Source organism: Thiothrix caldifontis, assembly GCF_900107695.1.
GTDB lineage: Bacteria > Pseudomonadota > Gammaproteobacteria > Thiotrichales > Thiotrichaceae > Thiothrix > Thiothrix caldifontis.
Window position 1 is genome coordinate 104,077 of sequence record NZ_FNQP01000008.1, and the last position, 21,744, is coordinate 125,820.

At 52.2% G+C, this 21,744-nt stretch carries 27 protein-coding genes; 14 read left to right on the forward strand and 13 right to left on the reverse strand.

Features of this window, described 5'->3' with window-relative positions:
- Nucleotides 1-6: 6 nt before the first annotated feature.
- Nucleotides 7-591 carry a GAD-like domain-containing protein gene (locus tag BLV87_RS08355; RefSeq protein WP_093067368.1) on the forward strand — a complete coding sequence of 195 codons (585 nt, stop codon included), beginning with the start codon at nucleotides 7-9 and terminating at the stop codon, nucleotides 589-591.
- Nucleotides 592-608: 17 nt separating this feature from the next.
- Here BLV87_RS08355 and BLV87_RS19665 read toward each other — a convergent pair whose 3' ends face one another.
- Nucleotides 609-863 carry a hypothetical protein gene (locus BLV87_RS19665; RefSeq protein ID WP_217629962.1) on the reverse strand — a complete coding sequence of 85 codons (255 nt, stop codon included), beginning with the start codon at nucleotides 861-863 and terminating at the stop codon, nucleotides 609-611.
- A gap of 30 nt (nucleotides 864-893) precedes the next feature.
- On the opposite strand from BLV87_RS19665, the gene BLV87_RS08360 reads away from it, so the two are divergent.
- From BLV87_RS08360 to BLV87_RS08385, 6 genes are all read left to right on the forward strand, one after another.
- On the forward strand, nucleotides 894-3,053 hold the full coding sequence (locus BLV87_RS08360) for an alpha-amylase family glycosyl hydrolase (RefSeq protein ID WP_217629963.1): 2,160 nt from the start codon (nucleotides 894-896) through the stop codon (nucleotides 3,051-3,053).
- Nucleotides 3,054-3,086: 33 nt separating this feature from the next.
- Nucleotides 3,087-4,412 (forward strand): ATP-binding protein, encoded by a 1,326-nt coding sequence (locus tag BLV87_RS08365; RefSeq protein WP_093067374.1) that lies wholly within the window; start codon nucleotides 3,087-3,089, stop codon nucleotides 4,410-4,412.
- A gap of 95 nt (nucleotides 4,413-4,507) precedes the next feature.
- Complete coding sequence (locus tag BLV87_RS08370; protein ID WP_093067376.1) at nucleotides 4,508-5,026, forward strand: hypothetical protein; 519 nt, start codon at nucleotides 4,508-4,510, stop codon at nucleotides 5,024-5,026.
- 3 nt (nucleotides 5,027-5,029) lie between these two features.
- Complete coding sequence (locus BLV87_RS08375) at nucleotides 5,030-6,505, forward strand: OmpA family protein (protein ID WP_093067379.1); 1,476 nt, start codon at nucleotides 5,030-5,032, stop codon at nucleotides 6,503-6,505.
- 18 nt (nucleotides 6,506-6,523) lie between these two features.
- Nucleotides 6,524-7,027, forward strand: coding sequence for a Rab family GTPase (locus tag BLV87_RS08380; RefSeq protein ID WP_093067381.1), 504 nt, complete (start codon nucleotides 6,524-6,526; stop codon nucleotides 7,025-7,027).
- Nucleotides 7,020-8,072 carry an HD-GYP domain-containing protein gene (locus BLV87_RS08385; RefSeq protein ID WP_093067384.1) on the forward strand — a complete coding sequence of 351 codons (1,053 nt, stop codon included), beginning with the start codon at nucleotides 7,020-7,022 and terminating at the stop codon, nucleotides 8,070-8,072. The genes BLV87_RS08380 and BLV87_RS08385 overlap by 8 nt, the downstream gene beginning before the upstream one ends.
- On the opposite strand, the gene BLV87_RS08390 is transcribed toward BLV87_RS08385, so the two are convergent.
- Nucleotides 8,047-8,691, reverse strand: coding sequence for a protein-methionine-sulfoxide reductase heme-binding subunit MsrQ (locus BLV87_RS08390; RefSeq protein ID WP_093067387.1), 645 nt, complete (start codon nucleotides 8,689-8,691; stop codon nucleotides 8,047-8,049). The genes BLV87_RS08385 and BLV87_RS08390 overlap by 26 nt on opposite strands.
- Nucleotides 8,691-9,605: a protein-methionine-sulfoxide reductase catalytic subunit MsrP gene (gene msrP, locus BLV87_RS08395; protein ID WP_093067390.1), complete on the reverse strand. Its 915-nt coding sequence runs from the start codon at nucleotides 9,603-9,605 to the stop codon at nucleotides 8,691-8,693. Before msrP ends, BLV87_RS08390 begins: the two co-directional genes overlap by 1 nt.
- Nucleotides 9,606-9,708: 103 nt before the next feature.
- On the opposite strand from msrP, the gene BLV87_RS08400 reads away from it, so the two are divergent.
- Nucleotides 9,709-10,326 (forward strand): ubiquinone biosynthesis accessory factor UbiJ, encoded by a 618-nt coding sequence (locus tag BLV87_RS08400; RefSeq protein WP_093067392.1) that lies wholly within the window; start codon nucleotides 9,709-9,711, stop codon nucleotides 10,324-10,326.
- On the opposite strand, the gene BLV87_RS08405 is transcribed toward BLV87_RS08400, so the two are convergent.
- Nucleotides 10,316-10,996, reverse strand: a complete 681-nt coding sequence (locus BLV87_RS08405) for a cytochrome b/b6 domain-containing protein (RefSeq protein ID WP_093067395.1) — start codon at nucleotides 10,994-10,996, stop codon at nucleotides 10,316-10,318. The two genes, BLV87_RS08400 and BLV87_RS08405, sit on opposite strands and share 11 nt — an antisense overlap.
- Before the next feature lie 211 nt (nucleotides 10,997-11,207).
- On the opposite strand from BLV87_RS08405, the gene BLV87_RS08410 reads away from it, so the two are divergent.
- From BLV87_RS08410 to acs, 4 genes are all read left to right on the forward strand, one after another.
- Nucleotides 11,208-11,411: a cold-shock protein gene (locus BLV87_RS08410; protein ID WP_093067397.1), complete on the forward strand. Its 204-nt coding sequence runs from the start codon at nucleotides 11,208-11,210 to the stop codon at nucleotides 11,409-11,411.
- 137 nt (nucleotides 11,412-11,548) lie between these two features.
- On the forward strand, nucleotides 11,549-11,812 hold the full coding sequence (locus tag BLV87_RS08415) for an RNA recognition motif domain-containing protein (protein WP_093067400.1): 264 nt from the start codon (nucleotides 11,549-11,551) through the stop codon (nucleotides 11,810-11,812).
- 53 nt (nucleotides 11,813-11,865) lie between these two features.
- Nucleotides 11,866-12,606: a PP-loop family protein gene (locus BLV87_RS08420; RefSeq protein ID WP_093067403.1), complete on the forward strand. Its 741-nt coding sequence runs from the start codon at nucleotides 11,866-11,868 to the stop codon at nucleotides 12,604-12,606.
- 148 nt (nucleotides 12,607-12,754) lie between these two features.
- Nucleotides 12,755-14,701, forward strand: coding sequence for an acetate--CoA ligase (gene acs, locus BLV87_RS08425; protein ID WP_093067405.1), 1,947 nt, complete (start codon nucleotides 12,755-12,757; stop codon nucleotides 14,699-14,701).
- Between the two features lie 212 nt (nucleotides 14,702-14,913).
- On the opposite strand, the gene BLV87_RS08430 is transcribed toward acs, so the two are convergent.
- Genes BLV87_RS08430 through BLV87_RS08455 form a run of 6 tightly spaced genes read right to left on the reverse strand, consistent with a single transcriptional unit; the run spans nucleotide 14,914 to nucleotide 18,788 of the window.
- Nucleotides 14,914-15,654 carry a L,D-transpeptidase family protein gene (locus BLV87_RS08430; protein ID WP_093067407.1) on the reverse strand — a complete coding sequence of 247 codons (741 nt, stop codon included), beginning with the start codon at nucleotides 15,652-15,654 and terminating at the stop codon, nucleotides 14,914-14,916.
- A 42-nt stretch (nucleotides 15,655-15,696) separates the two neighbouring features.
- The gene (locus BLV87_RS08435; protein WP_093067410.1) at nucleotides 15,697-16,335 is read right to left on the reverse strand and encodes a hypothetical protein; all 639 of its coding nucleotides are present in this window, start codon (nucleotides 16,333-16,335) and stop codon (nucleotides 15,697-15,699) included.
- The gene (locus BLV87_RS08440) at nucleotides 16,335-17,324 is read right to left on the reverse strand and encodes a WG repeat-containing protein (protein WP_093067413.1); all 990 of its coding nucleotides are present in this window, start codon (nucleotides 17,322-17,324) and stop codon (nucleotides 16,335-16,337) included. Before BLV87_RS08440 ends, BLV87_RS08435 begins: the two co-directional genes overlap by 1 nt.
- Entirely contained in the window at nucleotides 17,321-17,572 is a 252-nt protein-coding gene (locus tag BLV87_RS08445) for a hypothetical protein (RefSeq protein ID WP_093067415.1), read from the reverse strand. The genes BLV87_RS08440 and BLV87_RS08445 overlap by 4 nt, the downstream gene beginning before the upstream one ends.
- Complete coding sequence (locus tag BLV87_RS08450) at nucleotides 17,569-18,309, reverse strand: hypothetical protein (protein WP_093067417.1); 741 nt, start codon at nucleotides 18,307-18,309, stop codon at nucleotides 17,569-17,571. The genes BLV87_RS08445 and BLV87_RS08450 overlap by 4 nt, the downstream gene beginning before the upstream one ends.
- Complete coding sequence (locus BLV87_RS08455) at nucleotides 18,306-18,788, reverse strand: hypothetical protein (protein ID WP_093067419.1); 483 nt, start codon at nucleotides 18,786-18,788, stop codon at nucleotides 18,306-18,308. Before BLV87_RS08455 ends, BLV87_RS08450 begins: the two co-directional genes overlap by 4 nt.
- A gap of 188 nt (nucleotides 18,789-18,976) precedes the next feature.
- Between BLV87_RS08455 and BLV87_RS08460 the strand changes: the two genes are divergently transcribed.
- Together BLV87_RS08460 and BLV87_RS08465 are read left to right on the forward strand one after the other, a co-directional pair.
- Nucleotides 18,977-19,309 (forward strand): hypothetical protein, encoded by a 333-nt coding sequence (locus tag BLV87_RS08460; protein ID WP_093067422.1) that lies wholly within the window; start codon nucleotides 18,977-18,979, stop codon nucleotides 19,307-19,309.
- A 115-nt stretch (nucleotides 19,310-19,424) separates the two neighbouring features.
- Nucleotides 19,425-20,480, forward strand: a complete 1,056-nt coding sequence (locus BLV87_RS08465; protein WP_093067425.1) for a Fic family protein — start codon at nucleotides 19,425-19,427, stop codon at nucleotides 20,478-20,480.
- 18 nt (nucleotides 20,481-20,498) lie between these two features.
- On the opposite strand, the gene BLV87_RS08470 is transcribed toward BLV87_RS08465, so the two are convergent.
- The 3 genes from BLV87_RS08470 to BLV87_RS08480 form a co-directional block, all read right to left on the reverse strand.
- Nucleotides 20,499-20,876 (reverse strand): type II toxin-antitoxin system VapC family toxin, encoded by a 378-nt coding sequence (locus BLV87_RS08470; protein ID WP_093067428.1) that lies wholly within the window; start codon nucleotides 20,874-20,876, stop codon nucleotides 20,499-20,501.
- Nucleotides 20,873-21,124, reverse strand: coding sequence for a FitA-like ribbon-helix-helix domain-containing protein (locus BLV87_RS19325; RefSeq protein WP_175517889.1), 252 nt, complete (start codon nucleotides 21,122-21,124; stop codon nucleotides 20,873-20,875). Before BLV87_RS19325 ends, BLV87_RS08470 begins: the two co-directional genes overlap by 4 nt.
- A gap of 122 nt (nucleotides 21,125-21,246) precedes the next feature.
- Nucleotides 21,247-21,690: a hypothetical protein gene (locus BLV87_RS08480; protein WP_245706963.1), complete on the reverse strand. Its 444-nt coding sequence runs from the start codon at nucleotides 21,688-21,690 to the stop codon at nucleotides 21,247-21,249.
- Nucleotides 21,691-21,744 lie beyond the last annotated feature (54 nt).

Here is a 21,744-nt window from a genome sequence, read left to right on the forward strand (position 1 = left end):
AAATCAATGCCCAACAATTTAACAGCATTTAATGAGCACAACCCAAAAGATGGGATTTATGCAACCATCCCCAAAGCCACAGTTAATAAATATCAAAACAAACTCCCCAAAGCTTTAATTGATATTTGGGAAAAAGAAGGTCTATCCTCATATAAAGATGGTTTTTTCTGGTTAGTAAACCCTGATGAATATAAAGAAATCATCTATCAATTTATTCCTAACGAAGATACCTTACATGTATTAATACGCACAGCATTTGGTGGTCTCATTTACCTTAATGAACAAGCTAAAAAGCAAAAAAACAACTCCCAAGAGAAATACAACTACCTATGTCCAATTTATTTGCAAGTTACCCCTCTAACCAGTGACTTTACTGCGCTTATGAATGGATGGCTTACCACTGAAGATATATATATTCCACTTATGCTTTATGAGGTTTTCCGCACCGCAAAAAAGAGACTGCCAAGCCTTCAATCTGATCAATGCTTTGGGTTTACACCTGCTATTGCATTGGGAGGAGATATAACTCCCAATAATATCAGTGTATTCAACATCAAAGAACACCTTGGCTTTTTATCGCAACTAAAGTAATAAAAGAGTTTCTTAAATTAGGGATAATCCCCATGGCTACACAAACCGTAGAATTCCAATTCCTCACCGGCCTGAAACGCCCGATTTTCCGCAACGCCAGACTGCGCGGCAGTTGGGATCACCATGGCCGCTATGCAGATGACTGGACAGAAACGCCGATGCAGGCAGAAACTGGCGAAGACGGCTGCCCCAGCTTTCGCGCCACCATCCCGCTCGACCTGGCTGATGCGGACAAAACTTTCCGGTGGGGCGTAGTCCTCGACGGGCCACAAGGCAGCAATTTCTGGGGCATCCCGACCGAAGTGCCGGATCACGCTTCCGCTGAACGCTACCGCCAGCTCCGGCTGCACGGCACAGGAACACCCCAGACAGAACGCTACTATTTCACCTACGCCCGCCGCCTCGGAGCCAACAAACACTTTGCCACAGCAAGCACCACACCCAGCCTGCGCTTCGCTGTTTGGGCACCCAACGCCCGCAGCGTAGAAGCGGTTTTCGGCGACCCGGCTCACGGCTACATTGCCGACGACGGCAGCGGCATTGACCCAACCCAGCCCGTGGTCGCCCTGTCCCGCCTGCCCGACGGGATATGGGAAGGCGTGTTGGATATGGATTTTGAAGCCGCCAAAAGCCGACCCTATATGTACCGCATTGTCAACGCCCAAGGGCAAACCGTCTACCGGACGGACATCTTCTCCCGCAGCCAAATCGGCAAGGGCGACATCAACCCCGCGCGGGGTTCTTGGCTGGGAACACCGGACACCCTCGACGGCACTATCAGTTGCAGCGTGGTGATCGACCCCGATGTCGTGCGCCACGACTTTCACTCCACACCGGTGGGCGCAACGCCGGATCTCATCCCGGCGAAAGCATTCTGGGCTGGGGAATTCACGTCCGGTTTGCCGGTTCCCAACAACCTCAAGGAACTCGTCATTTACGAATTGCACATCGGCTCACTGGGATTCGGCAGCAATGACTCTGGGAATCTGGGCGATGCCTTAGCCTTCCTGGATCATTTGGTGGATCTCGGCGTAAACGCCGTCGAACTGCTGCCCATGGCGGAATTCAATGGCGACGCCTCTTGGGGCTATGGCAACAGCCACCATTTCACGATCGAATCCAGCGCTGGGGGGCGCGACAAATACCGTCATTTCGTGCGGGCATGTCACCAGCGTGGCATCGCGGTGCTTCAGGATGTGGTCTACAACCACTATGCGCCTGATGCGGAACGCGCCGAATGGCAATACGACTCGACAGCCCCCGAACAGAATATCTATTACTGGTATGAAGGGGACTCCTCCCACTACCACCTTCCTGATGGTCGCCCCTTTCCAGACGGCGGCTATCTCGACAACGGCTCTACCGGCTACACCCCGCGCTTTAGGGAAGAGGTTGTGCGCCAGCAATTCATCAGCGCTGCCGCCTTCCTGATCGAAGAAATGCATGTGGATGGGCTGCGTGTAGACCTCACCCAGGCCATTCACCGCGATAACGCGCTTCATGCCAATGGGCATTCAGTCGGCACAGCCAATGCCTTCGGGCAAAAATTATTGCGGGAATGGAGTCGCACCCTGCGCATGATCCGCCCCAACGTCATGCTGGTTGCAGAAGACCACACCGGCTGGGACGCCGTGACCAAGCCTCCCGCCCAAGGTGGCTTGGGCTTCGATGCCACTTGGGAACTGGCGTTCTACCACCATCTGGTCGGCGATTCCGAGATGGGGGGAGAGCGGGCATGTTTACTGAAGCGGGCAGGCTTCGGCAGCAATGAGCCATTGCCAATGGATCAGTTCGCTGGTGCGCTTTATGCCAGCCAGCACAAACAGGTAGTGTTTCACGAATCCCACGATGAGGCTGGCAACGCCGCAGGTACAGCGCGGACAATGGTGGTGGCCGTCAATGGCGCTCCCCTCGTGGGTATCACCCGCACAGCGGCGGAAGCGCGTTCCCGGCTGTGCTTTGGCCTCTCCCTACTGTCGGCGGGCACGCCCATGTTTTTCATGGGTGAAGAAATCGGTGCCACGAAGCCTTATACCTTTAACAACTTCCGGCAACACCGCGAAGACATCCTAGGCGAACGGCACGGCAACGGTCAGGCGCTGTTCCACTTTTATCAGGATCTGCTTACCCTCAACCACCGCTTGGAAGCAGTGCGCAGCCTGAACATCGACATCCTGCACCTGTCAAACCCCAACCGGGTCATCGCCTTCAAGCGCTGGAATGGCGACGATCAGGTCATTATCGCCGCCAGTTTCAACAACACCCCGTTTGCAGACGGTTATGTGGTCACAAAGGATTTGCTGGCCATCCCCAACGCCGGGTGGAAAGAAGTGTTCAATAGCGACGCCGCCCCCTACGGTGGTCAGAACACGGGGAATCAGGGGGCAATCATCCCTTCTTCCCAAGGCCACATCAATGTGACACTACCCGCCAATGGTTTTGTGGTGCTGGTGAAGCAATAAAACATTCGATTACCTACCTAATACTCCAAACTGATGCAAAACTTTACCGCCAACCTCCACCTAGCCCTTGACTGGCTCCAAGGCATTATTGTCCAGCGTTTCCAGATACACGCCGGACATCCTGGAAACATTGAAATCGCCCCACCAGACTTTCACCCAACCGAAAGCGGGCTTGCCCACTTCACCCAGCAATTCACCCCAACGCCTGAAGAACTCGGCGTATTGACGCTGGTATTGGCTCCCACATTACGCCCCCACTTCTTCAACCAAATCCTCGCCGAACACCTCCCCGAAGGCGGCGACTTCCCCGAATTCGGCGGCGTGCGCGGCGTCAACCATCGCGGCCTGCTCCCCACCGGCGAAACCGCCCAGTTCATCCTCGCCGGAGACGACCTCGAAAAACGCCTCGAAGTCCAGCGCCTGTTCAGCAGCGACCACTGGTTTGCCAAAGAACACATCCTTTGGCTGGAACCCGTCCCCGAAGGCGAACCCCTGATGAGCGGCAGGATCATCCTCGCCCCCGAAGTGGTGGAAGAACTCACCCTCGGCACGGTCAGCAAACCCCGCTTCAGCACCGACTTTCCCGCCGAATACCTCGAAACCGACATGGACTGGGACGACCTGGTGCTACACCCCAACACCCAGCGCCAAATCCGCGAAATCGAACACTGGATCACCCACAACCACACCCTGCTACACGACTGGGGCATGAAGAAAAAGCTCAAACCCGGCTACCGCGCCCTGTTCCACGGCCCCCCCGGCACCGGTAAAACCCTCACCGCCAGCCTGCTCGGTAAAACCACCCAGCGTGACGTATTCCGCATCGACCTCTCCCGCGTGGTTTCCAAATACATCGGCGAAACCGAAAAAAATCTCTCCCGCCTGTTCGCCAAAGCCGAACACAAGGACTGGATCCTGTTCTTCGACGAAGCCGACGCCCTGTTCGGCAAACGCACCGACATCCGCGACGCCCACGACAAATACGCCAACCAGGAAGTCGCCTACCTGCTGCAACGTATCGAAGGCTACGACGGATTAGTCATCCTCGCCTCCAACCAACGCGCCAATATCGACGAAGCCTTCGTGCGGCGCTTCCAGTCCATCATCCACTTCCCCATGCCCCGCCCCGACGAACGCCTCGAACTCTGGCGCAAGACCTTCCCCCCCCAACTCCCCCTCGCCGCCGACATCGACTGGCAGCACATCGCCGCCCGTCATGAACTCTCCGGTGCCAGCATCCTCAATATCACCCACTACTGCGCCATAGAAATCCTCGCCAACGGTTCCCCCCAACTTGACCTAAAACACCTCGAAGCCGCCATCCTGCGTGAATACATCAAAGAGGGCAAAGTCATCTAAGCAACGCCCCGCCTTACATCGGAAAAATTGGTCTGCGCCTACCAAGCAGTGATAACGTTCCCCCATTCTTCATAATAAAAACAAGGGCTATCACCATGAGTACAACAGAAGCAGACCTCGAACTCACCCCCCCGGTACAAGACAAAAACCTCGATATGGTGCGCAACATCCTGTTTGGCGAACAAGCGCGTGAAAACGAAAAGCGCCTCGCCAATCTGGAACGTTTCGTCAAAGTCTGGACAAACTCCGTGCGCGACGAAATGCGCAAAAACATGGACAGCCTCAACCACGAAATCCACATGCTGCAAGACCTGCTGGATCAGGAAGCCAAAGCCCGCATGGCAGACACCGCCACCGCCCGCAAACATTTTGAACACAGCAGCAAAGGCATAGAAAGCCTGCAACGTCAATTGCAAAGCAGCGAAACCACCCTCAACGAACGCATTACCGAAGAATCCAAGCTACTCAGCCAAATCATGGAAGAGCAACGTAACGATTTGCTCACGCAACTCAAACAGGCCACTGAACAATTACGCCAAGACAAAGCCGATCGCAAAATGCTCGCCTCCTTGCTAGAAAGCGTCAGCCATCAATTGGCAGGTGACAAGGCATAAGCCATGCAAGGCACGCCCGATATTTCACAATTGCGTCACCTACTGTTCGGCAAGGACTACGATGCCTTGCTGGCATTAAAAGCACAGTTTGAAAACTCTGCGACATACAGCGCCAGTGTTGCCAGCGTCATTGCCGAAGCGCTGCAACATCGTGAAGCACACGATGGCGGCGTCTCCAGCGTCTTAGCACCGACAGTTGAACGTGCCATGAGCCACGCTATCAGCAATGACCCCAAACGCTTTGCCGACGTGCTCTACCCGGTGATGGGGCCTGCTATCCGCAAATCCATTCAGCAAGCCCTGAATGAAGCCTTGGAAAACTTCAACCAGCTCCTCGAACAAAGCCTCTCAGTACGTTCCTGGCGTTGGCGTTTTGATGCTTGGCGTACCGGGCAATCGTATGCCCAAATCGCCCTGCTACGCACCTTGGTCTATCAGGTAGAACAAGTTTTCCTGATTCACCGTGACACCGGCTTACTGCTACAACATGTATTCTCAGAAAACGTCGCCAGCAAAGACCCAGAAATCATCTCCGGCATGTTGACCGCCATTCAGGACTTCATCAAAGATTCTTTCGCTACCACCGGCGACGACATGCTCGACACCCTGCGCTTGGGTGAACTCACTGTCTTGGTCGAACACGGCCCGCTTGCCGTGCTTGCCGTCGTAGTGCGCGGCACGGTTCCTGCCGAATTACGCGCCATGCTCGCCGAAACGGTGGAAAACATTCACCAGCAATACCACCAACAACTGCAAGCTTACCAAGGCGATACCAGCACTTTTAACAGTCTCGAACCCTTACTCCGCGACTGCCTCATTAAAAAACAAAAACAGCGCGAAAAACGCCCGCCTTGGTTAGCGTATTTGTTACTTGCCACCATCGCGGGCGCACTCGGCTGGTGGATTTACCAATACCAACAAGCCCAAGCCGCACTCGTACACCAACGGCTACAGGCAGAACACGCGCAACAAATCGCCTTACAGACATTGGGCGAACAGTTAACACAGCAACAAAGCCAACATACGAAGCTACAAGCTTCCCTACAAACCTTGCTCGACCAACAAACCCAACAACAGCAACGTAGCGCACAACAACTCACTGCCGACACCGCTGCACTGACAACACTTACCCAGCAAATAGAAGCCGCCAACTACCCGTTTGAAAAAGCCAAGGCGGACGTTAACCCGCAACACCCAGCGCTTATTGCACTCGGTAAACACATCAGTGAATTGCTGCAAACCGCGCAACGCTTGGATAAAACCCCGCAAATCATGATTGTCGGCAACGCGGATGACAGCGGCAATGACACGTTTAATCGTGAACTGGCGCAACAACGTGCTGACAACTTGCGCACCGCCCTAATCACTTCCGGCGTACCGGCATTTGTATTGGTTGCCTACGGCGCACAATATCCGGGGCTACCCAGCCATTTGCAAAAAAACGAACGCAGTACCCACTACCGCGTCAGCCTTTACTAATAACCAGAGAGGGAACCCATGATTCAGCAAAAAATATGCCTGTTAGGCTCCTTCTCGGTTGGCAAAACCAGCCTGATTCGCCGCTACGTTGACAGCCTATTTACTGAAAAATACCTTACCACCGTCGGCGTCAAAATCGATAAAAAGCAGCTTGAATTCAACGGCAAGACGCATTCCCTGATGATTTGGGACATTGCTGGGGAAGACGATTTCACCAGTATCCGCACCGCTTATTTACGCGGAATGTCTGGCTACATTATCGTCATTGATCCCACCCGCCCGCATTCGTATGAAACCGCGTTATCCATTCATGAAATGGTAAAAACCACCGTAGGTGAATTGCCAGCCGTGTTTTCCCTCAACAAAGCCGATTTAAAACCCACTTGGCAACTCGAAACCCCGCAACACCAACACCTGCAACAAATGGGACACCCTATCGTCGAAACCAGCGCCAAACAAAACATCGGCGTTGAAACCATGTTCCTGAAACTGGTCGAAAAATTAGGAGGCCAACATGGATAAACTGCTCGCCAATATCTGCGCTTCACTAAACATTGCGGTATTCTGCCAACGTACTAACGGTGCTTTCCAGCTACTCTCCCACACACCCGACTGGCTAGTATTTTTCTTGGGTCAATCTGTCTCAATGGAAGCAATACTCACTGACGCCTTCCCCTATCTCACCTGTTTCATCGACGATGCTGAACAACATTGGCAAGCGCGGAACGCCACCCCGCTATCTTCCGGCGTTTGGGTCGAAATCGACGAACTCGGCAATGAAATCGCCATTGAAGCCAATGCCTTGTGGGTAGATGGGCAAGCGGTATTACTGCTCAACAATCTAGGTGAAAAATACCGCAAAGAAGTCAGCCACCTGCAACAACTGCGCGAAGGCTTGCTCACCCAAGAAAAACTCGAAAACGAAGTCCAAAAACGCACCCTCAAAATCAAACAGCGCGAAGAAGAAATTGCCATCAAGCTGGTCAGCCTCACCAGTTATCGCGACGAAGAAACCGGTGCACACGTCAAACGCATTGGCTTATACGCCGCCGCGATGGGCAAAGCTTTGGGTTGGGACACCCAACAGATTGACGATATTCGCATTGCCGCCCCCATGCATGACATTGGCAAAATCGGTATTCCCGACCGTATCCTGCTGAAAAAAGGCAAACTCACCAGCACCGAATTCGCCATTATGAAACGCCATACCGAAATTGGCGCAAAAATGCTGCAAGACTCCCACATCCCGGTGCTCGACATGGCTGCTGACATTGCGCTGTGCCACCACGAAAAATGGGACGGTTCCGGCTACCCTCGCGGGCTGATTGGTGAAGAAATCCCCGTTTCGGCGCGTATCACCGCCATCGTTGATATTTACGATGCCTTGGTACACGAGCGTGTTTACAAAAAAGCGCTCAGTGAAGCCGAAGCGCTGGAACTCATGGGCAGCATGACCGACTCACACCTAGATGCTAAACTGTTCGAGGTATTTTTAGGCTTATTGCCGGTCATGCGCCGGATTCGTCAGGAAGTGAACGAAATTAACGAGTTACTGGTATCTTATTAAAGCGCGGAACAAACCAGCGCCACAGCCGCTCACCCAACAACACAGCCAACAATACTGCGTAAATCAGCGGTACTTCCGTGCGTGCTTTGCTGTCTGCTAACCACCAAAAGTGCAATACCCCTAATACCGTCAAGGGGTAAATCAGTGTATGCAGCCGTTGCCAGTGTCGCCCTAGCTTGCGGATCGCGGCTTTGAACGACGTTAGCGCCAAGGGCGTCATCAACACAAACGCCAGCATCCCCACCGTAATGAAAGGGCGTTCCACAATGTCATACCAGATTTCCGCCCAATCAAAAAACTGGTCAAGCCACAAGTAACTCAGTAAATGTAACACCCCGTAAAAAAAGGCAAACAGACCAAGCATACGCCGCAAGCGTATCCCTTGAACCCAGCCTGTTGCCCGCCGCAGTGTCGAGAGCAATAACGTTAGCAACAAAAAACGCAACGTCCACTCCCCCAAACTGCGCGTAATCGTTTCAATCGGATTCGCCCCCAGCGTGTCTTGCCACACGCCCAAGCCCAACAACGCCAGTGGCAGCAATGCCAATGCAAACACAACCGGCTTGAAGATTTTGGTGAAATACGGCTCACGAATCTGAACCGGAAATTGCGCACACATCAATAGTTCTTCCGTAAATCCATGCCGCTGTACAAACTCGCCACTTGTTCAGCATAGCCGTTGAACATCAGCGTTTCACGCTTGCGAAATTCACCGATACGGCGTTCTCGACGCTGACTCCAGCGCGGGTGGTCGACTTCAGGGTTCACATTGGAATAGAAGCCGTACTCACCGGGAGCCGAACGCCCCCAACTGGTATCCGGTTGTTCTTCCACAAAACTGATTTTGACGATGGATTTAATGCTCTTGAAACCGTATTTCCAGGGCACAACCAAGCGCAATGGTGCGCCGTTTTGATTCAGTAAATCCTTGCCATACAAACCCGTTGCCATGAAACTCAAGGGGTGCATTGCCTCATCCATGCGCAAACCTTCTGCGTAAGGCCAATCGAGCACATTGCGTGCCTGCCCCGGCATTTGTTTTGGGTCAACCAAAGTTTCAAAACTCACGTATTTGGCTTTGGAGGTTGGCTCAAAACGTTTCAGCAAATCCGCCAGCGGGAAGCCAAGCCAAGGAATCACCATCGACCAACCTTCCACGCAGCGCAGGCGGTAGATGCGCTCTTCCTTGCTATGAGGTTTGAGAATGTCTTCTAAGGCAAGTTTACCCGGTTTGGCACATTCGCCACCGACGGTAACGCTCCAGGGTGAGGTTTTCATCATGCTGGCGTAACGGGCAGGGTCGCTTTTATCCGTGCCAAATTCGTAAAAATTGTTGTAAGTGGTAATGTCGTCGAAAGGCGTTTGTTCTTCATCGGTCGAAAACGCTGATTTCGCCGTAGCGCTCAAGGGGAAGCCACTTGCCCCGATTAATGCGATTCCTCCTAGTGTTTTTAGAAAATCCCGCCGCCGCTGGTAAAGCGCGTAGTCGGTCACATCGTTGTCGGTCAGATCGAATGGGCGTTTGATTAACATGCTGATCCCTCCTTAATTGATGTTATTACGCATCAACACGCGGTTTGGATGCAAATAACCACGCAGATACGTTATGCTAATTTATCATTGAGAGGAATACGCCATGCTATTTACCGCCCTGACTGCCACACTCGAAACCGCCTTCAATGCTTGGTTGCAATTGGATAAAGCCAGCCACGGTAACGCCTTGGCACAGTTGCAAAGCTTGCAAGGCAAGCTGATCTGCTTACACATCAGCAACCCTGATCTCAAACTGTATTTTCTTCCCACGGCTGACACCGTGCGTGTCACCACGGCGTATGAAGCCGAACCCGACGTCACCATTCACGGCTCCGCACTGGCATTGATACGCTTATCTGCTGCTGAAGATACCGGCAAAGCCATGTTAGCCAACGGCATTAAAATCGACGGTGATATGGGCTTGGGCAACCGTTTCAGCGCCATCTTGCGCGAAATCGACGTGGATTGGGAAGAATTGCTGTCACGCGCAGTCGGCGATGTGCTTGCACACCAAATGGGTCAATTGGCACGTGATAGTAAAGGCTGGCTGGACGATTCTGCGCACGCCATGCGCCTGAATACCCAAGAATATTTGCAGGAAGAAGCACGCTTATTGCCCGCCGAAGCCGAAATCCGCAGGTATCTGGATGAAGTCGATACGCTGCGGATGGATGCCGATCGCCTAGAAGCGCGGCTCAAACGGCTGGAACTCAAGGCTTAGGCGGCTTTTGAATGCTCGCAATCGACACATGTGTGATCGAAGCTTTGCCTGTGGCAGGTTGCGGCTTCACGCCCGCAGCGGGTGTATCCACATGGAAATAACGGTAGCCACTGATAATGCCGGAAATGCTTGCCCCCTTGCCTTTCAGGTCATGCAATACCACCGCCACCACATGCGCCACCGTAAAACCCAGAATCAGGCTCGCCAAACCGCCGTGCAGCCCAAACATCGACATTCCCAAGAATTGATACGGCGCGTTATAAAATAAACCCGTGACTGCGCACACCAGCAACACCAACCAAAACAGCGGGTAGATCACGCGCCAAAACGGGTTATGCCCATACCAATTCGGCAGAGGAAACCGCGCAAAGCTCAGGTAAAACAGCACCATTTGCTTCATGCCCACCCATTGCGCCTTATCCGGCAAAAACGCACGCCAATTTGCAGTACCGGGTAATAAAAACATCAAAATCACCCGCCCTACCACCGTAATCAGCACCAATTGCCCCACAATCATGTGCCAATCGCGCCAGAAGTCAGGATCCACCACACCCTGTTGCAATACCCACGCACTCGCCAATAAAAACAGCACTCCGGCAGCAATCAGACCATGGGTTAGGCGTACCCAACCCGACCAAACCAACACATAGCGTATCGTTTCTTGTTGCATGAAAGCCTCTCTAACTGCATTAATTCCAGAAAACCAGTCTAGCAGGAATTTAAAATAATAGTGGTATTCAGCTAGGGATTAGCCTACTCTGGCAGAAGCTACAGAGATCACCCTGGCAGTTTTAACAGTTCCCTCCGGTTACTTCACGAACACCTTCCCCGTTACCTGTTAGCACAAACTCACTCACACCTGTTTTTAAAGGAAATTTATCATGGCTACAGGCAAAGTAAAATGGTTTAACGACACCAAAGGTTTCGGCTTTATTTCTCAAGACGATGGCGGCCCGGACGTATTTGTTCACGTCAGCGCTATCCAAAGCTCAGGCTTCAAAACCTTGGCAGAAGGCCAACCCGTTAGCTTTAACGTAGAAAAAGGCAACAAAGGCCCACAAGCCAGCAACGTCGTTCCCCAATAAGCTTTCAGCCTAGCGCTTATTCAGCATCCGGGCTGGCTTGCCTCCACCTCTCGCGGGTAACAGCAGCCAGCCCGTTTCCTATTGGGTACTAGCATTGCCCAGCCTACTCATTCACCCTACCATTCGGGGATCTCACCATGAAAACACTCTTCATCGGCAATATCGCGCCTCAAGCAACTGAAAAAGAACTTCGCGCCCTCATCGAACCCTTCGGCACGATTCGTAAACTGGAAATGCCCCGCGATATTTTCAGTGGCAAATGCAAAGGCTTCGCCCTGATCGACATGGAAGGCCACGAAGCCCGTGCAGTCATGGGCGGTTTGAATGGCAAAACCTTCCTCGATAACCCGCTTAAAGTAAGCGACGATAAACCCAAAGCCAAAGGCCGTGGTCGTCGTTAGAACGATACCTCAATGCGGTAGCATATTTTCTTGCAATCGTTTATGTTTCTGACATGAATGAATTTGTCAAACCACCCAAATCCCTGCTGAGCAAAGTCGGCAAAGCCATCGGCGAATACCAGCTTATCCGTGAAGGCGACCGCATTTTGTTGGGGCTATCCGGCGGCAAAGACTCGCTGGCTTTGCTGCACTTGCTCAACCATTTTCAGCGCCACGCGCCGATCAAATTTGAATTTGCGGCGGTCACGATTGACCCACAAGCCGACACGTTTGACCCGTCACCGCTAATTCCGTACATGGAAAGCCTGGGCATTCCCTACCATTACGTGCGCGAACCGATTGTGAAGTTGGCGGAAACCCACATGGATAACAGTTCCTATTGTGCGTTTTGTTCGCGTATGAAGCGCGGTTTGATGTACCGTACCGCCCGCGAACACGGCTATAACGTCTTGGCACTGGCGCAACATTTGGACGATTTGGCAGAAAGTTTTCTCATGTCAGCGTTTCACGGCGGCAAACTCAAAACCATGAAAGCGCATTACCGCATTGATGCGGGAGACTTGCGCGTCATCCGTCCACTGGTGATGGCACGCGAACGCCAAACCGCCGATTTCGCCAAAGCCGCTGCCTTGCCGGTGATTGTGGAAAATTGCCCCATGTGTTTCGATATGCCAACCCAACGTCAACACATGAAAGAATTGCTGGCAGGTGAGGAGCAGCAAAATACTAACCTGTTCAAGAGCTTGTTAACTGCGATGCAGCCATTGATACGCGATGGTTTGGAAAAAACCTGAATTGTTGACAATTATAGGCTTTTTCTACCATTCGGCTGGACACTTGCCCCAGATTGTATAAAGATATGACCCAATAATAAGGTGGCATCAGCCACTGGATTTAACACCGCAGCAGAATTACCCGACTAGAGATGAGGAGTCTTCCAGCATGACAGAAATGAAAATCTTCCCAGTACCCGCCGAATTTGCTGCCCAAGCAAACATCAATGCCGAACAATACGCCACGATGTACCAGCAATCGGTTGACGATCCGTCAGCGTTCTGGGGCGAACAAGCCGAAAAATATTTAAGCTGGTCAAAGAAGTGGGACACGGTTCTCGACTGGAGCTTTGGTGCGAATGACCTGCATATCAACTGGTTCACCGGCGGCAAACTCAACGTTTCTTATAACTGCCTTGACCGTCACCTCGACACCCGTGGCGACCAAGTGGCGATCATTTGGGAAGGCGATAGCCCGAACGAAGACCGCAAAATCACTTACCGCGAACTGCATACCGAAGTATCTAAATTTGCGAACGTGCTGAAAGGCCGTGGCGTGAAAAAAGGCGACCGCGTATCCATTTACCTGCCAATGATCCCAGAAGCAGCCGTAGCAATGCTGGCGTGTGCGCGTATCGGCGCAATGCACTCCATCGTATTCGGTGGTTTCTCACCGGATGCGCTGCGTGACCGTATCCAAGATGCGGAATGCGGCGTGGTCATTACCTCTGACCAATCCATGCGTGGCGGCAAGAAAGTGCCATTGAAAGGCAATGCTGACAAAGCGATGGATCAATGCCCAACCGTTCACACTTGCATCGTGGTACAACGCGGTGGCGATCCGGTTAAATGGAACGACACCCGTGACGTTTGGTATCACGAAGCGGTTGCTGCTGCTGATGCGGATTGCCCACCGGAAGACATGGACGCTGATGATCCACTCTTCATCCTTTACACGTCTGGTTCTACCGGCAAGCCTAAAGGCGCATTGCACACCACTGGCGGCTACCTGCTGCAAGCAGCAATGACCCACAAAACCGTGTTTGACTACAAAGACGGCGAAATTTACTGGTGTACGGCTGACGTAGGCTGGGTAACAGGTCACTCTTACATTGTGTACGGCCCGCTGACCAACGGCGCGACCACGCTGATGTTTGAAGGTATCCCCACTTACCCGGATGCGGGGCGTTTCTGGGATGTGTGCGACAAGCACGACGTTTCCATTTTCTACACCGCGCCAACGGCTATCCGTATGTTGATGGGGCAAGGCGAAGAGCTGGTTAACCGCGCCAAACTCGACAAGTTGCGCTTGCTGGGTACGGTCGGCGAACCCATCAACCCCGAAGCATGGCATTGGTACAACCGTGTCGTCGGTCGTGGTCGTTGCCCGATCGTGGATACCTGGTGGCAGACTGAAACCGGCGCACACATGCTGACCCCATTGCCGGGTGCAACCGCGTTGAAACCGGGTTCTGCGACTACCCCATTCTTCGGTGTACAACCGTGCCTGCTGGATGACAAAGGCGTGGAAATCGAAGGCAATGGCGTAGAAGGTTTGCTGTGTATCAAAGCCCCTTGGCCTTCGATGATGCGCACCATTTACGGCGATCATAAGCGTTTCTATGAAACCTATTTCGCGATGTATCCGGGTTACTATTTCACTGGCGACGGCGCACGTCGTGACGAAGACGGTTATTACTGGATCACCGGGCGCGTGGATGACGTATTGAACGTTTCCGGGCATCGTCTCGGTACGGCGGAAATCGAATCTGCGTTGGTACTGCACCCGAAAGTCGCCGAAGCAGCCGTTGTTGGCTACCCGCACGAGCTGACCGGTCAAGGCATCTACGCTTACGTCACCTTGATGGCGGGCGAAGAGGGTACGGATGCGCTGAAGAAAGAACTGGGCGATTTGGTACGTAAAGAAATCGGCCCAATCGCGAAGGTTAACCTGATTCAGTGGGCTCCGGGCTTACCGAAGACCCGTTCCGGTAAAATCATGCGCCGGATTCTGCGTAAGATTGCTGCGAATGAAGTTGATGGTCTGGGCGATACGTCCACATTGGCTGACCCAAGCGTGGTGGATAACCTGATCGACTGCCGCGAAAACAAGTAAGCTCTTAGCTCGCAGCCCCTCTCCTCGCTTCGAGAGGGGTTTTTCCTGCTGTTATTTCACGCTTTGACATCCTCCCCTCCCTAAAGGAAGGAGATTCCTACTGCATGTTGCCGCCAGTATTCGCACAATTTGGAGAAGGTTTGTTGTTCATCTGCTGGGAATTTGAAACGCATATCGAGCGCACCATCGCTTAGGTGTCATGTCCCATCGGTTCATTTTCCCAACGGGTATTGGGCGAGTTCTGTACGCAGGTTTTGGTAAAGACCCTCTGTCCACGAGGGCAAGTTCGCGGTTGGTACGTTTGCTGATGCTGCTAACCGGAAATCGGTCGGGGCAATCATCACGCGCACGTTTTCCTTGCCTACCCACGCCACTAGCGCAAACAATTCTTCCGCTACCACATCGCCCATTGCCAGACAGCCGATGGATTTGGCTTTGCCGTGGATCATAATGTCCGACCCCAGCTTTTCACGCCCGTCAGCCAGCCCCCATTCGCGGTCAACAGCGTTGGGGTAATTGAGCCGTAACGATACATGGAACAGGCTGTTGGGGTTAAGCGATTCGATGGCGTAAATGCCTTCCGGCACTTGGCGGTCGCCTTCGCGCAACTTCGGTCCCAATACCCCGCTGGCGGCTTGGATGGGGTAGGTTTGTACCTGTTGCCACGCGCCTTGCGGGTCACGGGCGTAGAGTTCCAGCCGCTTGCTGTCTTTGAATGCCAGTAAGGTGATCGCGGTGGGTGGGAATGCCACGCCTGCTTGCTGGAAATGCGGGGCAAGGCGGTTGGTCGCAGCCGTGCCGAATTGCTCCAGCCGTTGTGCCACGGAATATTTGCCGCTGGTTTTGAGTTTGAGGTAATCCATCACAGTTGCAGTCTTGTCGGGGAAAAACAGTGCCAATCCAGCGCCAATGAGTGCGAGGCTTAGCAGGGTGAAAAGGGCTTTTTTAAGCATAAGCCAGCCCCCCCTTTATCTTGTGTGATTGCCGCCCTTGTTTCATGGGATGGCTTCCCAGCCGGACGGTGGTGGTGGAAGCTGGCTGCGCACCTTTTGCAGACAGGCTTTATCTGAAGATGAACTGATACTATTTAATACCCAGTATCCCGTTTCTCGGATGGTTTTTCTGGTGGGAGGTGGGTCTGGAGGGTAGTCATAACCAGATGGGGCTTGGGCTTGAACAGGCAGCGGTGGTGCGGTAGGAGTGCCTTTCCATGAGGAGGCAACCATTTCCACGGCAATATTCATGGCGGCGCAAGTGCCTGTTTGTGCAAGAATGTTACCGACTACTCCTACATCCGATTGATAGTGGGCATCCAAGGCAATCTGGCGCAATTTTGTATAGGCAGGGTCAGCAGGTTTTTTTTGTAGCTGGTATACCAACGCTTGCTGGGCAAAAAACTGTGGGTCAAATGACCACTCTTCGCCTGCATCGTTCTTGTTGGGTCGGAATATCCTCCTGATTAGTTCTTCACCTGAATACGTTTCACCCAGTATTTTCGCCCGGTCTGGAGAGGGGCATAACATATTGCCCTCCTTTCCCGAACAATAGATACCCATGACAATTTGTGCACAACCTGTCTGGGTGGCAGCAACAAGTGCCAGTAACAGCAAATGGCGGGAAATGGATTTTTTCATTAATTGTTTCCTTTGGGTGTTGGGGTTTCCGCAGCCGGGTATTTTGTCTCTACCACTACCTTCATGTTGGTGTCGATATAACCGCAGTCAAGGTAATCACGCCTGTCCCCCTTGCGTTTGCAAACCTGCGCGTAGCCGGTGCGGAAGTCATCTGACCAGACGTAATCCGTTTGGTGGACAATCTTCATCATGCGGTCGTAGTAGGCGACTTTGCCATTTACCCAGCCCACCGCCAAGCCTTTCTGGAACGGCAAGCAGCCATTGTCAGCCGCAACGGTTTTGCGCCCTAGCCCTTCTTGCGTCAGGAAATACCAGCCGCTGCTGGCTTTTTTGTTGGTGGTGACGCGGATGCAGTCCATGCCATAAAAATTGCGCCAATCCACCTTATCGAGTGCGGGTTGGTTGAAGTGCAATAGCCCGGTTTTATCCAGCGTGCCGCAACTGCCCTTGCTGCCAAATTCCCCCACATCATCGGTCGTCGAGTACAGGCAATCCGTCACCACTTCGGCGGACTCATCATCCATTGCTCGCCAAAACCGCCCCAGACAGGGAGGTGGTTTTTTCCAACCGCGCTTGTCGTGGTCTGCCTGCGCCTGCGTGTCAGAGGTGAGCAACTTGAGTGGGATTTCTATTTCATCTTCCGAAACACGTAGCACGCTGTTCCAGTAGGCATAGGAATAATCGGCAACATCCTTGTCACCCCGATACGTTTCGTATAACTGGAAGGCGGCGGGGCTGAAGCCCGCTTTCTGCTTCAGCCGTTGTTCTTGTTCGGCGGTTAGGTGGAATTCGTTGAGCGTTTCCCATTCACCTTCCAAATGGCAATTTCTGAGGTTTTCAATGAAACCCTTTTGCCCTTCATCCAGCGTAAGGGTCAGCACTTCGCCGTCCGCATAATGCCCTTTGGTCAACGGTAGCCCATCAGCGATTGCGCCCTGTGCCAGCAGAAACAAGCTGCAAGCAAACAATAAAGGGGGAATATTTTTCATGAACTTCGCCCAAATTTCTTGATCAGGAAGCCAAACGCCGCACCATACAGCGTATATACCGCCACAAAGAAAAGAGGGGCAACAACCCATCCCGATTCGCCTGGTAAGGGCAGTGCATCGACGACAAACCCTAAAGAAAGGTTGTAAAGCCCTGCGGAAGCCCAACCACCAAACATGAGTGCGAAACTTGCCCCCAAGCCGATGATGAAGCCAATCAGTGTGGCAATGCCGATAATGTGTTTTTTCATGGTGCAGTTCCCTTATGGCATACGGATAACATGGCTTCATTCCAGCGGCTGCCATAGTCAAATGTTGTAGTGTGAATATAGGTTATTAGGATTCCCGCTATGTCCACTCCGTCTTTCACATCCCCGCTCATAATGTCCTCCCCCGTATTCAACGGGACGAAACGCCCCGGCAATTCTTCCAACAGGTGAAACTTCACAATATTTGTCCCCGGCACTTGATAGCGACCATCCATAGCGTTTGCCCCTTCCAGCAGTTTGATGGGGCAATCACGGTTAGCCCATTTGTCCATCAGTAATTGGGGAAGAATTGGCTCGAAAGGTGGCTGATTTTCTATCGCGTCACGAAATGCTCGCCCCATGTAAGGTATAACAGCCACATGGGGGGAGAATTGCCAAGGGCGATAAGCTGCGGCAAGTTTGCCGTTGTTGGCACTGTCGTTCAGTATTCCCAACAGGTAACGCTCACCACGGGCAATGGCAGCACGCGCATCTGCTTCCGGGTTGGCGGTTTGGAGTCGGGTGTTGAGTTCCTGATAATAGCCGACATTAAGATTAGCTTTCAGTTCTTGGCTGGTTTTAGGCGGGTTTTTGAGAAAGTACGCAATATCACCCGCTACTTTATGGTTGAGCGTAAGTAGTTGAGAAGTGGTGGGAAGCGGCATCGTGGCAGGAGATGAGGAAATACAGCCTGCGAGCAATGATGCGCCAAGAAAAAGGATGGGTAAGGTTTTTTTCATGGCGTACCTACTACCCTGCTGGCATACCAGCCACTCAGCATGATGGCGATTGCCGTTGGCAGTATGGACAAAACCGTGATCCCCAGTCCTAAGCCTGCTGTTGCCAGACCATTTTCTTCAAACAATGATGCCAGCAACCATACCCAGCCCCCGCCCAGCAGGCTTTGTAATGCTGCAAGTGCCAGCCCAAGCGTGATTATCCGTCTGTAGGTGGGCAAATGTGCCAGCAAATTGGTGCGGATCAGCAAGTAAACACCCATCAAGGACAGCAATGCAGGGGCTATCCATGTCTGGATCGCTCCCATAAAAAAAACGGTGCGGTCTTCTCCCAAGGCTTCACTGAGGGTAGTTTCTCCGATAAAAGCACCGCTGAAAACCTGAAGAAGCATCCAGAATGAAGAGGCAATGGCAGCAAACCCCGCACAGGCAAGCCCCAGCTTGAGCCATGTTTGCAAGGTAAGTGGGTGGGTGGTGTTCATTGTGTTTCCTTTGTGTTGTTTATTGCAGGGCTTCGACGTTAGCGCCTAAACAAAAGTTCAGCAGAAAAATGAAGTTGCGTTATCTGCTACCCACGGTAGCAGCCCGTTAGCCTTGCCATCCTGTGGCTTGCCGCGCATCGCGTTTCTGGTTAGCCTGCGCTGCATAATTCGATACCAATGGAAAAACCATGAATTCACACCAACACCACTACACACCGTTATGCCACGCAGGTTTCTGGGTTTTGTGGTTGATTTTGCTGGTTTCTCTGCTGCTGGCGGCTTTTCTGGTGGGGAGTTCCAGCCTATCAGTGTGGCAAGCCAACGCAACCCCGACGGGCGCTTGGGCTATGCTGATGCCAGCGGGAGGGATTGCGATGCTGGAAGTCGTGGGTGCAGCCGTATTGCAATGGTTCTACTGGCGGCGTGCGGCATCCCCGTTGGCGTTGTGCCTCAGCACGGCGGGGGCTGTTGCCGTTGCAGTGCTGGCATTACCAATGGTGGGGGTGATGGATGGATTTTAGGAATTTAGTGCTGTTGCACGGTATCACGTTTTTGATCAGGAGGGGGATGAACATGCGTTGAGTTGCTATCTACTGAAGAGAAAAACTTGCGAAATGGATATAAATGGCTATATAAATGGATATGCCCAATATTCATACCCTCACCATAGATACTACTATCCTTGATCTCATCGCCAAAATCGACGAGTTCAAGGGGGCTTGGCTGTCATTCGGCACACTCGCCCCTGATCGGCTTTTTTCCCTGCGTCGGGTTGCCACTATTGAAAGTATTGGCTCGTCTACCCGTATTGAGGGGAGCAAACTTTCAAATCAAGACATTCAAACGCTGCTTGCTCGTCTGGAAATCAAGCGGTTTGATACGCGTGATGAACAGGAGGTGGCGGGTTATGCTCAAGTCATGGAGTTAGTCTTTTCAGCGTGGCAACACATCAGCCTAACAGAAAATCATATCAAACAAATTCACCGTGATTTGCTCCAGTACAGCAACAAAGACGATAATCACCGGGGCAACTACAAGACCACCTTTAACCACGTTGGGGCTTTCAATGAAAAAGGGGAGCAAGTGGCGATAGTATTTGAAACAGCCACCCCATTTGATACCCCCCGTTTTATGCAAGAGCTGGTGGACTGGTACAACCGGGAACAACAGGAAAGGAACATACACCCATTGCTTGCCATCGCGGTTTTTGTGGTGGTTTTTCTCGAAATACATCCTTTCAAAGATGGAAATGGTAGGCTTTCCCGTGTCCTGACAACCTTGCTACTCCTCAAAGCGGGTTATGCTTATGTGCCGTATAGCTCGCTCGAAGCAGTCATAGAGCAAAACAAACAGGCTTACTATGTAGCCCTTAGACAAACGCAAGGCACTATTAGAACCGATTCACCCAACTGGCAACCGTGGATAGTGTTTTTTCTGCGTTCGCTACTTTCTCAAGTCATCGCCTTAGAAAAGAAAGTGGCTCATGAAAAAATAGTATTGGCGGCATTGCCTGCCTTGTCACTCGCTATTCTCGAACTGACGAAAAATACAGGTCGTGTAACCGTTAATGAAATTGTGACTGCTACCGGGGCAAACCGAAACACGGTCAAGGCGCATTTGCAGAAGCTCGTACAGGCTGGGCAAATCAAGCAATATGGCGCGGGGCGTGGGGTATGGTACTCACTTTCATGAGGCTCCTGTATCCCATCATCAGCGGAATACAACAACCTCCATACCCAGCCCCACATCCTGCCAAACCTTATCCGCTGTCAATACGGGCAAATCCAGAAACAGACCCAGCCCAAGGCAAATGCGGTCAGCTTGCGACAAGCCGTATTCCTTACCCACTGTTGCCAACATTGCCACGGGTAAAATATGGGTTTCCTCAAATGGGATGATGGCTATCCCCAAGCTACTGATTAATTGCAACACAGGGGCGACAGGCAAACCATCACGGCTGAAACGGGACGCGACCTCCAGCAAATTAACACTGGAAATGCAGCAATCATCCAAATAACCCGCGACGATTTCATGCCCCGTTTCCTTGAACATAAACGCCAATAGCGCAGAAGCGTCGAGGACAATCATTCGTGCATTGCCTCCGCACGGCGTTCAGCTATCAACGTATCGACGACTTGGGTGGGTTTTTTATCGCCGTACATCTGATCGACCCATTGCTGTAGTTGTGCAAAATCGGCCGATTTCGGTGGCGGCTTACACACTTGGATCAAGATTTGGCGGGCTTCCGCCTCCATACTGCGCCCCCGCAAAGCAGCGCGGACACGTAAAGCGGCATGAATATCATCAGGCAAACTGCGAATACTTAACGTAGCCATAACACTTTATCTCCGTTCAACAATACAGTTTAATGTAGTTATTGCCTGCATTGCTGTCAATGCTATCTGATTGACGCATCCTCATTTTTACAACCGAATTTGCTGTGAGCTGGATGTTCACTCTACATTTTCTCCAGCAGCGTATCAGGCTGTTTCCCCAGCATCTCCCCCAACGCCAGCCGCGACGTTGCCGCCACCAATGCACGGCTCAATTTGCGCGGCGCAAACAATACGTTTTCCACAAACTCCTGATTGCTAAACACAATATCCTCCGCTGCGGGTGCGAATGCACGCTCACGACTGATACGCGCCACCCGCCCTAAATTCACCCCACGCCCATCATCCAGCACCAATAAATGTGGGCATAATTGCCGATACGGGTCAGGTCGGGGAAAATCCACAATCGCCAGCAATACAAAAGGCTTACCCGTGAAACTCACACCGGCATTGATTTCAGTCGAGTCAATTTCCACCACATACAACGGCTGCCCAATCAAGCCACGCAATTGCTCTACTTGCTGGTAATACGCCGCAGAAGGCCACAAATCTTCAGCATGATTCATCATAATTTGCCACTTTATTATTCAATTTACAGAAAGCCTAGCATGTTAGGATACACT

Excerpts from the sequence above, each read along its gene's own strand:
- BLV87_RS08400 (WP_093067392.1), top strand. The coding sequence starts at position 9,709 with ATGCTATTTACCGCCCTGACTGCCACACTCGAAACCGCCTTCAATGCT.
- BLV87_RS08440 (WP_093067413.1), bottom strand. The coding sequence starts at position 17,324 with ATGAAAAATATTCCCCCTTTATTGTTTGCTTGCAGCTTGTTTCTGCTG.
- BLV87_RS08445 (WP_093067415.1), bottom strand. The coding sequence starts at position 17,572 with ATGAAAAAACACATTATCGGCATTGCCACACTGATTGGCTTCATCATC.
- BLV87_RS08380 (WP_093067381.1), top strand. The coding sequence starts at position 6,524 with ATGATTCAGCAAAAAATATGCCTGTTAGGCTCCTTCTCGGTTGGCAAA.
- BLV87_RS08365 (WP_093067374.1), top strand. The coding sequence starts at position 3,087 with ATGCAAAACTTTACCGCCAACCTCCACCTAGCCCTTGACTGGCTCCAA.
- acs (WP_093067405.1), top strand. The coding sequence starts at position 12,755 with ATGACAGAAATGAAAATCTTCCCAGTACCCGCCGAATTTGCTGCCCAA.
- BLV87_RS08415 (WP_093067400.1), top strand. The coding sequence starts at position 11,549 with ATGAAAACACTCTTCATCGGCAATATCGCGCCTCAAGCAACTGAAAAA.
- BLV87_RS08470 (WP_093067428.1), bottom strand. The coding sequence starts at position 20,876 with ATGATTGTCCTCGACGCTTCTGCGCTATTGGCGTTTATGTTCAAGGAA.
- BLV87_RS08390 (WP_093067387.1), bottom strand. The coding sequence starts at position 8,691 with ATGTGTGCGCAATTTCCGGTTCAGATTCGTGAGCCGTATTTCACCAAA.
- msrP (WP_093067390.1), bottom strand. The coding sequence starts at position 9,605 with ATGTTAATCAAACGCCCATTCGATCTGACCGACAACGATGTGACCGAC.
- BLV87_RS08460 (WP_093067422.1), top strand. The coding sequence starts at position 18,977 with ATGAATTCACACCAACACCACTACACACCGTTATGCCACGCAGGTTTC.
- BLV87_RS19325 (WP_175517889.1), bottom strand. The coding sequence starts at position 21,124 with ATGGCTACGTTAAGTATTCGCAGTTTGCCTGATGATATTCATGCCGCT.
- BLV87_RS08385 (WP_093067384.1), top strand. The coding sequence starts at position 7,020 with ATGGATAAACTGCTCGCCAATATCTGCGCTTCACTAAACATTGCGGTA.
- BLV87_RS08435 (WP_093067410.1), bottom strand. The coding sequence starts at position 16,335 with ATGAAAAAATCCATTTCCCGCCATTTGCTGTTACTGGCACTTGTTGCT.
- BLV87_RS08355 (WP_093067368.1), top strand. The coding sequence starts at position 7 with ATGCCCAACAATTTAACAGCATTTAATGAGCACAACCCAAAAGATGGG.
- BLV87_RS08375 (WP_093067379.1), top strand. The coding sequence starts at position 5,030 with ATGCAAGGCACGCCCGATATTTCACAATTGCGTCACCTACTGTTCGGC.
- BLV87_RS08480 (WP_245706963.1), bottom strand. The coding sequence starts at position 21,690 with ATGATGAATCATGCTGAAGATTTGTGGCCTTCTGCGGCGTATTACCAG.
- BLV87_RS08410 (WP_093067397.1), top strand. The coding sequence starts at position 11,208 with ATGGCTACAGGCAAAGTAAAATGGTTTAACGACACCAAAGGTTTCGGC.
- BLV87_RS08370 (WP_093067376.1), top strand. The coding sequence starts at position 4,508 with ATGAGTACAACAGAAGCAGACCTCGAACTCACCCCCCCGGTACAAGAC.
- BLV87_RS08465 (WP_093067425.1), top strand. The coding sequence starts at position 19,425 with ATGGATATGCCCAATATTCATACCCTCACCATAGATACTACTATCCTT.
- BLV87_RS08430 (WP_093067407.1), bottom strand. The coding sequence starts at position 15,654 with ATGCTTAAAAAAGCCCTTTTCACCCTGCTAAGCCTCGCACTCATTGGC.
- BLV87_RS08405 (WP_093067395.1), bottom strand. The coding sequence starts at position 10,996 with ATGCAACAAGAAACGATACGCTATGTGTTGGTTTGGTCGGGTTGGGTA.
- BLV87_RS08420 (WP_093067403.1), top strand. The coding sequence starts at position 11,866 with ATGAATGAATTTGTCAAACCACCCAAATCCCTGCTGAGCAAAGTCGGC.
- BLV87_RS08455 (WP_093067419.1), bottom strand. The coding sequence starts at position 18,788 with ATGAACACCACCCACCCACTTACCTTGCAAACATGGCTCAAGCTGGGG.
- BLV87_RS08450 (WP_093067417.1), bottom strand. The coding sequence starts at position 18,309 with ATGAAAAAAACCTTACCCATCCTTTTTCTTGGCGCATCATTGCTCGCA.